This is a genomic window from Marinifilum sp. N1E240 (assembly GCF_009295825.1).
In the GTDB taxonomy this organism is placed as follows: Bacteria; Bacteroidota; Bacteroidia; order Bacteroidales; family Marinifilaceae; genus Marinifilum_A; species Marinifilum_A sediminis.
This window is the reverse complement of record NZ_WHKF01000010.1, coordinates 22,175-32,195: the sequence shown is the minus strand read 5'-3', so window position 1 is coordinate 32,195 and position 10,021 is coordinate 22,175. Positions and strand designations below refer to the sequence as shown.

The window sequence follows — 10,021 nt, the reverse complement described above, 5'->3', positions numbered from 1 at the left end:
GAATGTGGATAAAAAAAGCTGACTTAAATAAGTCAGCTTCGATATCTTAATATTCAAATGATTTCTGTATCAAATCATCTTCTTCTACCTTAACTTCTTCCTGCTGACGTTCGACCTCCTGATGTCGAATTTTAAAATCTCGTGAGTAATTGATCAATTGCAATCCTCTGTTTTCAAATCCTCCGAAAGCACTTATTCTTTTAAAATGATATGTAGATTGTAATAAATCAACATTCATATCATTCATCTTTTGAGGAAATTCCTTTCCATATTTACTTGTTGCCAACGCGAAATATCTACACATATCATATCCTCTAAAACTGAAATCATTTGGCTCGCAAGAATATCTGTTTCTGAATGATGAAACAAAATTAAATGTCTTTTCATCCTTATAATCCACATAATAAGGACTAAATAGAGAAAAGTTCAAATTGTAAAACAATTCTGATTCCAAACTGGTGTATCGCTGCCATCTTGAGAATCCAACCAATCGTATCGCAAAACGTTGACTGAGTACATTTAAATTGGTAATGATATTCTCAACCAAAGGCTGATCATTAGAAGGAAGAACAACAATATTTTCGCAAGTATCACACATCATAGCTTCCATTCCATACAAGCCATACTCGTCGAATGATATTTTTTGATAATTCACCTCATCCGTTTCCCAATACAAACCCTTCTCAAACAAATTGTGTTCAATATCTTTCACCAACTTAAACTCATTCAAATGCTTGTATCGCTCAGGATGGACTACAATTACATTTTTGTATTTAAAATCAGTACAAACATATTCTGAAATTTGCTTGCAAACAGAATTCAAAGAAGTATTCAGTTGAATAACATACGGATTGTTATTGATTTCAGGATTCTTTCCGGTTAATGGTGAAACAATCGGAATGCCTTTTCGCTTTGCAAACTCCGATGCTACAACAAAAGTTTGCTGATAAACAGGACCAATTAAAAAATCAAAATCTACAAATTGATTTAGAGCAAGTATCTGTCGAACTTTGGCAGGATCTTTTTCTGTATCAAAAACATGAAGATTTACCGAAAGTCCCTCTTTTCTTAATGAATCAACCGCCAATAAAACACCTTGATAGAAACGTATGAACTCACGAGATTTTCTATACACCACGCGAGGTTCTCTCTGGGTAATAATCTCTAATGTATCTTTATAAGTAACAATCTGATTTATGGTATCATTGGTTTCCAGATAAAGAGGCAAGAATAAGCCAATACGTATTTGTTTTTGAACAATTCGATCTACATCTTCCACCTCAGGAATGGTATCAATTGTCACAATCTCTTCCACTATGGTATCTTTAACAACTTCTTTTACCTTGAAATATTCAGGAGGAACCAAATATCTGGGAATTCTAACCCAATCTCCTACTTTTAGAACGCCTCTTTTCAATTTTGGATTCAACTTTCGAAGCTTTTTCTGCTTCATCTGAAATTCCTTAGAAATAGAATATTGCGTATCGCCAGCTTTAATTACATGATAGTAATATTTTTTATCGTGCTGTGGCACATTAGAAACTTGTTCTTTTGGTTGAGATGGGGATTTGGGGATTTTTACCACACTATTAAGGGGCAAATTTTCCCCTAATTCAGGATTAACTGATTTTATTTCCTGGATTGAAACCTTATATTTTCTCGATAACGAAAATAAAGTATCATCTTTCTTTACAACATGATACTTAAAATTAGGATCATCTTTCTTTACTATTATTGGAGCAACTGCTTGTTTACCTGATAAAGGTATCCTTAGCACTTCGTTCAAATTAACCGTTGCCTGTGATTTACCATTTGCTTTCATTAAATCGGTAAGTAAAACTCCATAAGCTTTCGAAATAGAAAACAAAGTTTGCTTCTCCTTAACGATATGCAAAAGGTAAGTCTCACCTTCAACAACTACCTTATTCTTAGATAATTCAATAGTAGTACTTTGAGAAAAGCCTACATTTATAGTCCCAAAAACCAGACTAAATAAGAGGATACTTCGAAAAAAACAATTCATTAAATATTTGTTTTTCAATTATTTATAGTTTATTCAAATTGCCAACAAAAATACTAAAGCTTGTGCGGAAAACAAAATAAGAACAAGAATTGAACCAATTATTATTTGAGCCTTTACTATCATATAAAAACAAAATCGAAGCTGCATATTATCAACTCCGATTCTAATAAACATTTTCTCCTTTTACTGTCTCTAATTCTCCATCAAAACATATTCATCGTATTCAATTTCGAATTTTAGTTTTTGTCTGGCTTCTTCATTTGCCAATGCTAAAAAGGTTTGTTTACATTCCTCGTTTATTGCTTTTTCAGCCATATCAATATAAAACTTAAACTTTACCTTTTCTTTCTTCATGGCTAAAATTAGTGCATCCTGATAAGATAAATCTGAATTTGTAACATCTACCTCCTCTAAATATCCGGCAATTTTCATATCCTGAATATCATCGGTATCAAAATCCAATTTCAGATCTTTCATTTTCTCTAATCTCAGCATTCTAGCCGTTTTCTCCAATGCTATATTGTGAAACAATCTTCGTACATTTTTCCGGTCCATTCTATCCGCTAAATCCGAATAAAACTCAATTTCATTCATCTCCTTATCAATAGCATAATCGATAATCTCTTCAAATGTTCTAAAAATTTTCATCCCCTAATTTTATTTGATTTAACAATCCACACAATTCCACACCTGCTCAACCCATTAATTCGAATCGAATCAATAAGTTACAAAATTATAGGCGCGACGGCAAATGAATATCTAAAACAAATAAATTAATAATGAGACAACTAAATCAATTTTACATTTTTATGAATTTCCTTTTTAATTCCGGCAAAGAACAAATAATCGTTTTAAAATCAATTAACTCTTGTTCCGAAAAAGATTCTTTTGGAATGATATTAGCTACCTGTCGGTTTTGATAAATAAGCATCCAGGCATTTAATTCCTTAACCTTATACGTCTTCTCCCATGTAACGGATGAGCTAAATGTCTCCCCTTTTATTTCCATCTTTTCCTTATCAAACCCATAACTTATTCTTTCCTGCAATCTACCATTTGAAATAAAGTTTCTTTTCGATTGGTAATAGATTAAAAATGGTAAACCTATTAAGATAAAACTACTAAAGCTTAATTCAAAAATAGGTACTTCCTCATCTATTCCATTATAGCCTGTAACTTTTCCTATGGCAATTAGCAACATCAGTAAACCCATAACTAAAGTAAATATCATTGACCACTTTCTATAGCTTAACTGATACATCAGCTTTAGATAAGGCTTGAATTCTAACTTCGATTCAATTTGTATTTTCATATTTATTATTTCTATTTTTTTAATTGTCTTTCACTTAAAATCTACCTTTATATTAATCAATCAAAATCCTAATTCCCTTCGAGTTGCTGCTAAATTCTGGTGCATACATACTTTGTATAGTAGAAATTCCATTTGAGAAATTCCCACTGTTATTCGCCCTTACTTCATATTCAAATACATATGTTCCCTTCGGCAATTCATCAAAGAAAAAGTGAGTTGCAACATCCTTCGTACTCTGATAATATCCAACACCATCCTGCCATTTGTATTTCGAAAGTACATCAACCGGTTCTAATCCTGAGGCTCTCAAATCTTTCAGGTGAACGAATTCCAAATCATTTTTTGATTCAATTTCCAACCTTACTGTTATTAAATCTCCTAGCTGAATCGCTTTACTTTTTTCCATTGGAATCAAACTTTCACCCTCATCATTGGTTTCTTTAATGTACATGGTTTTCCTAATAGATAGAGTTTTATTTTCTGACGATTCGATTTGATCCAAATCTTCAAAATACTGCCAATAAGCTCCACCAAATCCGGCAATTTTATTTTTATTCTGAATCTTAAGAGTAGCCATTTTTGAATTCACCTCATCACCTTTCCAAGTCAATTTAAAATATCCTGTTCCGGCTTCCTTTTCAGTTTCACTCATTTTCTTTGTACTAATCTTTTCATCTCCAAGTTTAATAACTGTATTGTCTGCAACAGATAAACACTCATTTCCATTCATCAACAATGCGTAAATAGCTTCTGTTGTAGCTTTGGTGGTACTCCATTTATTGGTCTGTTTATTTTTAAGAAGCCATTGTTTTAATTGCTCTACTTTTTTCAAATCACCATTAATTTCTGTAAAGGCTTCAATTAGTAAAGCTTGTGTTTCAGTAGGGGATTGATACCAGTACCAACTCTTCCTGTTTTCTTTCCAGTACATGCCATTTTCATCCGAAATTACAGCTTGCTCGCTTAATGCTTCAATAATATTTTGTGCAATTTCAATCTTACCATTTCTATGCATTAGTAAGGCGATCATGCCTTTATCGTAAAGAGATTGAGTTAGCCATGAATTTTCACATTTCTCCAAATAGATATTTGCCACCTTCTCTACTTTATCCGATAAAGGGTGAGAATTCTTAAAAAAGCTTCTGGTATATAAATAATGTATCAGCTGATGATTTAAAGCAACACTCGCTGAATCTTTTGACAATTTACAATAGTTCTGATATTGCTTTACAAATTCCTTATCCAGATACTTAACAGCTTTTTTTGCAATATCTTTAAGCTTGTAGTCATTCTCACACTTCACATCCAATTTGTGCAAATGCCCAATTCCGGATACAATATGCTGAGTAATAAACTGATTTTCCCGACCTCCTGAAAACCAAGGAAAACCGCCAGAACTCATCTGTAATTCCTTCAATTTACTACTTGTTCGTAATTGCTCACTTCTTACCTGCTCCTTGTCGAAGAATTTGGCTAATCTTGCCTTATTCTCTTTGTCGTTTTGTAAATCTATTACCCAAGGTGTTTCTGAAATTAAAATTGATTTTAAATCTTCATTTTCCTCCAATGGCGATTTCAAACTTTCCTTATTCATCCAAGTATTGATCACTTCTTTTATCTGAGGATTTTTTTCAAGAAGAACCTCTGCCAAAGCATTGGAGTAAAATCTTGAAAATGTTTGTTCAGCGCATTCATGAGGAAACTCCATAAGGTAAGGCAAAGATTTAATGGCTAACCAGGCTGGATTAGAAGTATATTCCACGCTAAATTTGTGATTTGTCTGCGTTGAAGACTTTACTTTTTTCAATTTCGCGAATTGTACCTCTTTCGATTCTCCTGCCGAAACCCATAAAGGTCTGCTTTCCGTTACCAAAGTTCTATTGGCAAGAACTGGTAAAATACTACTTTCTCCATCGCTATGCTTACCAGATTTTGCCACAATCTTATATTGAATTGCTGCTATACCTTTAGGAATCTTCAAACTCCAGGCTACTGATGAATTGCCTTTGGCTGCTATGCTAAAATTCTGAGTACTCTTAAAATCAATTCGCTCTTTGTCAATTGGATTCATTGTTACTGCATCGAACAATTGTAAAGCTGCGACTCCGGTAGCTTCTTCTTTGGTCAGATTACTGATTTTTACACTTAAAGTAATTGTATCATCTTCACGTAAAAATCTTGGTGCATTGGGTATCACATTGATATTTTTCTGCGTAAGCACCCACTTTTCAAGACTAGCCGTTTCCACAGATTTGTTATGAGCGAATAGCATCAAACGCCATTTGGTTAATGCCTGAGGAGAATCAAAACTAAAGCTTAGCTCACCCTTTTTGTTTGTTCTTACATGCGGAAAGAAAAAAGCAGTTTCCTTTAGATTGCTTCTTGTTTCCACCTGAGTTAGTTCTTCCAAGCCTTTTTTAGTACTAATAAGAACAACTCCATATCTCGCTCGTGCACCATAAATTCCTGTTGCCGATGCGCCCTTTAATACAGAAATATCAGCAATTTCGCTGGCAGAAAATTGAGCTCCAGCGGCTGCATCCATAGGTACACCATCAATAACATACAAAGGTGAATTACCTGCAGCCATTGAATTACTTCCTCTAATTTTTAGAAAAGAAACCTCTTCATCTTCCTCCTCTTCCACAACTAAAATTTCAACGCCTGCTACAGTACCCTTCAATTTTGAGAAAAGATCATTTCGGATATCTTTTGCACTCACATATCCAACCGAACCCGATAATGCTTTATCCTTTCGAGCAATTCCCATTGCTGTGACCACAACTTCATCGCATCCGACCGCATCTTCCGACATAGCTAGATTATATGTTCCCGACTTTCCAATCAAAACATCTCTTGCTGTAAATCCTATAAAACTGAAAACTAAAACTGACCCTTTAGGTGCATCAATAGAGTAAAACCCGTTAATATCGGTAGTTGCACCCAGCATTGTACCTTTTATAATTACAGAAACTCCTGGTATTGGAGAGCCAGAATTATCGGTTACGATACCACTAATATTTCCTTTAAAATATTTTGGTTTGTATTTTTTGCTTGAAAGCCTTTCCAAATATTGTTTGTTCGAATATTCCGATGATGCAAAATTAAATCCAAACCATTTCAATCTATGGTAGTTTTTCAGGAATGATACATTGTTATTTAAATAATTAGTATTAAAACCTACGAAAGTACTGGTATTAAAAAATTCACTATTAACATATGGAGAACGATAATAATGGTTCTTTCTGAAATTAATATTTGTTTTCCAGGAATGACTCTTAAATTGATCCAAAGAAGAATCGTACATAGAAGCCAGAACTTCAGCATTTGCATTCTTACTATCCGAATTCTTAATCTTAAAACTCCATGATTCCTTGTTTCCAGGAGTCAATTTATTTCTAAAGCTTAAAGTTTCTATGTTTAATTCTCTTTCCTCTTCTTTAAAACTTGTAGAAAACTGTTTTTGAAACAAGCTATTGTACTTTACAAAGTAAAGATTGAAATCCAGTTTATTTTTATAATGCTGAGCTACCGGTACGTTTACAATTGCACTTCCAGTTTCAACAGAAATCAACTCACTAAACACCAATTTTCCCTGATAATAAGCTTCCAAATTCACCTTAAGATCCTGACAAGCAGTTTTTAGTTTTAGAGATACAAATCGATCTTGCTTAAAATTCGAGTTGATGATATCATATTCAAACATCTGATTGTCAGCAAGAGAAGTATCCTCTGGATGATACACCTGAAAATGTCTGTTTACTATTATGGTATCTCTAAATTCATCAACGGCTATCACCTTCATCTTATAGCGACCTGATTTCCAATCAGAAATATCTGGCAATTCACAATCCTTAGAATTTGTCGCGGCAAATTTTCTAGAAAAGACCACTGTTTCTTCTTTCCAATATTGCATTACATCAGTTCTATCGTAAGGCTCATGTGGAAACAGTTTTATATATTTCTCCTTTGGAATGTATTTCAGTTCCGCTACTTCCCAAGGCTTTTTCCTCACCACTCTGTCTGGGCTCTTCAGTTTTTGAATGAGTATTTCTAGCTCTGCATCAACAGGCTGATTGTTTAAATTCTTTGTCTCAATTTTAACTTTATGAGACATACTACTATTTAGTTTTCTGCCTAAAAAGAAGTCAACTTTTAAATTGTGATAACCCACATGAACATTTTGCGTAGCACTTCTGGTTTCCCCATTACTATCGGTAACATTCGCTTTTATCGTATAAACAAAAATCGGTTTGTTCGACTTTTCTGTCAAAGAATCGGGAATGGCTATAAAATCGATACTAAATTTGCCTTTCTCATCGGTTTGCGTTGTTCCTGTTTTTATGATTTTTGACGATCCTCCATAATAATTTCTTCCCCAAATAGGCAAAACCTCTCTTGTAACCGTATATTTAGTGTTAGCATTGGATACCGAAGAACCTAAAAATGCTTTTGCCAAACCACTTATTCTAACACTATCTCCTACTACATAATTATCAGAAACAGCATCGAATGAAACTTCAAATTTAGGACGTTTGTACTCTTCAACCGAAAATTCAACTTCAGCAGTTTCAATATCATCAATCTTCTCATAATATTCATCTTCATCAATTAGGTCTGTACCATAGTCCTCATCCATTTCAATGGTAAATTCACCAGTCATTAAATTACGAGGCAATTTAAACTCCCCACTTATCGAACCAAATTCATTGGTTTTTAAGCGCATTTCTTTTAATTCCTCATAGTTAGAATCATAAATTACTACCGTTGTATAAGTGTTAGGTACAACTCGAGATATTCCATTTTTCTTTTCAACAAATATTCCTTTAAAATAAACCGTCTGACCCGGACGATAAATACTTCTATCCAAGTACAAAAACATTTTGGCAATGTGCTCTTTTTCCTTCTTTTCTCTTATCGAACGAGAACTTATGTAGCCATTATCTTTTAGAAGCGTATCATTTTTATGAATCGCTAAAATTTTTAAATATCCATAATTCTCATTTTTTTTAATGAAAAACTCACCATTGGCATTTGTCTTACCAACTTGCTTGGATCTTTTAGGTGATGTCACAATAATTTCAACATCTTTCAAAGGATTTCCATTTTCCCTATCCAATAATTTAATTGCAAGATCATCACTTCTACTAATATCCAGAATAGACATGCCACTCACACAAATAACCTCCTGACTATAGATATGCTGTATGGACTGAATGTTCTTTTTTTGAGAAGCAACAATAAGATAATTGCCCAATTCCAAACCAGGGAAATCAACCTCTGTAGTATATTGATAGTAATCCTTTTTTGCTTGTAGTTTGTAAAAACTGGATTGTACAGGTTTGTTTTTTTGAATCATCTCCAATAACAAACTGTCTTTTTTGTAAGAATACCTTTCGAAAATAAAATCATAAGGAACTTTGTATGCCGATAAGTACAAACTATCAATACCTTTAAAGTCTACCTTCGCCAAAAAAGCTTTTTGGGGAATATTATATCTTTCAGCCTCTATCGTAACCGTTTTTTTCTCAATATTATTTTTTAAAATAGTACACAACAATCCCCCATCAGAATTTGGATACTTTTTTATCACCCTCTTACAGATTTCCAATGCTTTAATTCGATAATCTTTCAAAACCTTATCGTTTTTCGCTCCAACTTGCATACTCCTTTGATAATAGTAATCAGCTATTTCATAATCAACACTTGCCGAAGCTGAATGAGCATTGATAGCACTTGAAAGCTGACTTAAGGCATGAAAGTACAAATCATCTTTATCTCTATTGGTATGATTATTTCTAACGAAATTTAATCGTTCCAATATCACATCAACATAAGCAGTAGTATCATTTGTCTGGTGAAATAATTCCAATGCCTGATACCATTTTAAAACATTTTGTTTGCGACTGTAATCATCTGTCTTGATAGATATATTTTTTACAAACTTATCGCTGGCGGCAAATAAACCTGGCTCTTTTAAATGAAATTCATTTCTAGGCTTATTTACATACCACCTATCTTCCTCATAGAAGTCTATTGCTCTTTGAGCCAAAAAGTCGAACAATGTCGGACGAAATTTATGTGAAGTCTTACTTTCCGATAAAATATTCAAATAATCCTGAATTGGCAATTGTTGCAAACCTATCGGATTCGACAGAGATTGTTCGAAATGTTTTGAAATCTGCCTCATGAATGTATTCACATCCCATTTCTTAAAATCATCAGAAACATTTTTAGAAGCTACATAAGTTCTTTTTCTAATCCTATAATTGTTATCATCCAGATATTGATCTAAAAAACTCGCATAAACCGATTCTAAAATTACATTCGTCGGAAATTCCATCTCTTGAATCGCAGCTTCCAACTCTCTCACAATCTGCTCTTGAGCTTCTTCCTCGAGTAGTAATGTAAATTTAGATTTGTAGATAAATCCTTTTACAATTTGATCACTTTGATTGGAGCGCTTCGCTTTCTTTAGTATTTTATCGACTACCAAATTTGCACTCTGGAATTTACCTTTCAGCTCCAAACCTTCCACCTCGGTCCAAAGATCATTGTATTTGTTTTGTGCTCCAGCTGTGAAAATTACCAGTACAAACAGGCTAAGAATGACTATTTTCCTCAAAATCATTTGTTTTTTTACTTATTTATTGACATTAATGACTCGTTCTCTTATTACTAATTTA

At 33.4% G+C, this 10,021-nt stretch carries 4 protein-coding genes; all 4 read right to left on the bottom strand.

The features are described from left to right. Positions 1-46: 46 nt before the first annotated feature. Positions 47-2,023, bottom strand: a complete 1,977-nt coding sequence (locus GCQ56_RS17705; RefSeq protein ID WP_152735871.1) for a LysM peptidoglycan-binding domain-containing protein — start codon at positions 2,021-2,023, stop codon at positions 47-49. 192 nt (positions 2,024-2,215) lie between these two features. Beyond that, positions 2,216-2,671 (bottom strand): ferritin family protein, encoded by a 456-nt coding sequence (locus tag GCQ56_RS17700; protein WP_152735870.1) that lies wholly within the window; start codon positions 2,669-2,671, stop codon positions 2,216-2,218. A gap of 151 nt (positions 2,672-2,822) precedes the next feature. After that, positions 2,823-3,335: a YcxB family protein gene (locus GCQ56_RS17695; protein WP_152735869.1), complete on the bottom strand. Its 513-nt coding sequence runs from the start codon at positions 3,333-3,335 to the stop codon at positions 2,823-2,825. A gap of 52 nt (positions 3,336-3,387) precedes the next feature. Continuing rightward, positions 3,388-9,960: a carboxypeptidase-like regulatory domain-containing protein gene (locus GCQ56_RS17690; protein WP_193323827.1), complete on the bottom strand. Its 6,573-nt coding sequence runs from the start codon at positions 9,958-9,960 to the stop codon at positions 3,388-3,390. Between the last annotated feature and the right edge of the window lie 61 nt (positions 9,961-10,021).

Coding starts and splice junctions, on each gene's coding strand:
- GCQ56_RS17695 (WP_152735869.1), bottom strand. CDS start 3,335: ATGAAAATACAAATTGAATCGAAGTTAGAATTCAAGCCTTATCTAAAG.
- GCQ56_RS17705 (WP_152735871.1), bottom strand. CDS start 2,023: ATGAATTGTTTTTTTCGAAGTATCCTCTTATTTAGTCTGGTTTTTGGG.
- GCQ56_RS17700 (WP_152735870.1), bottom strand. CDS start 2,671: ATGAAAATTTTTAGAACATTTGAAGAGATTATCGATTATGCTATTGAT.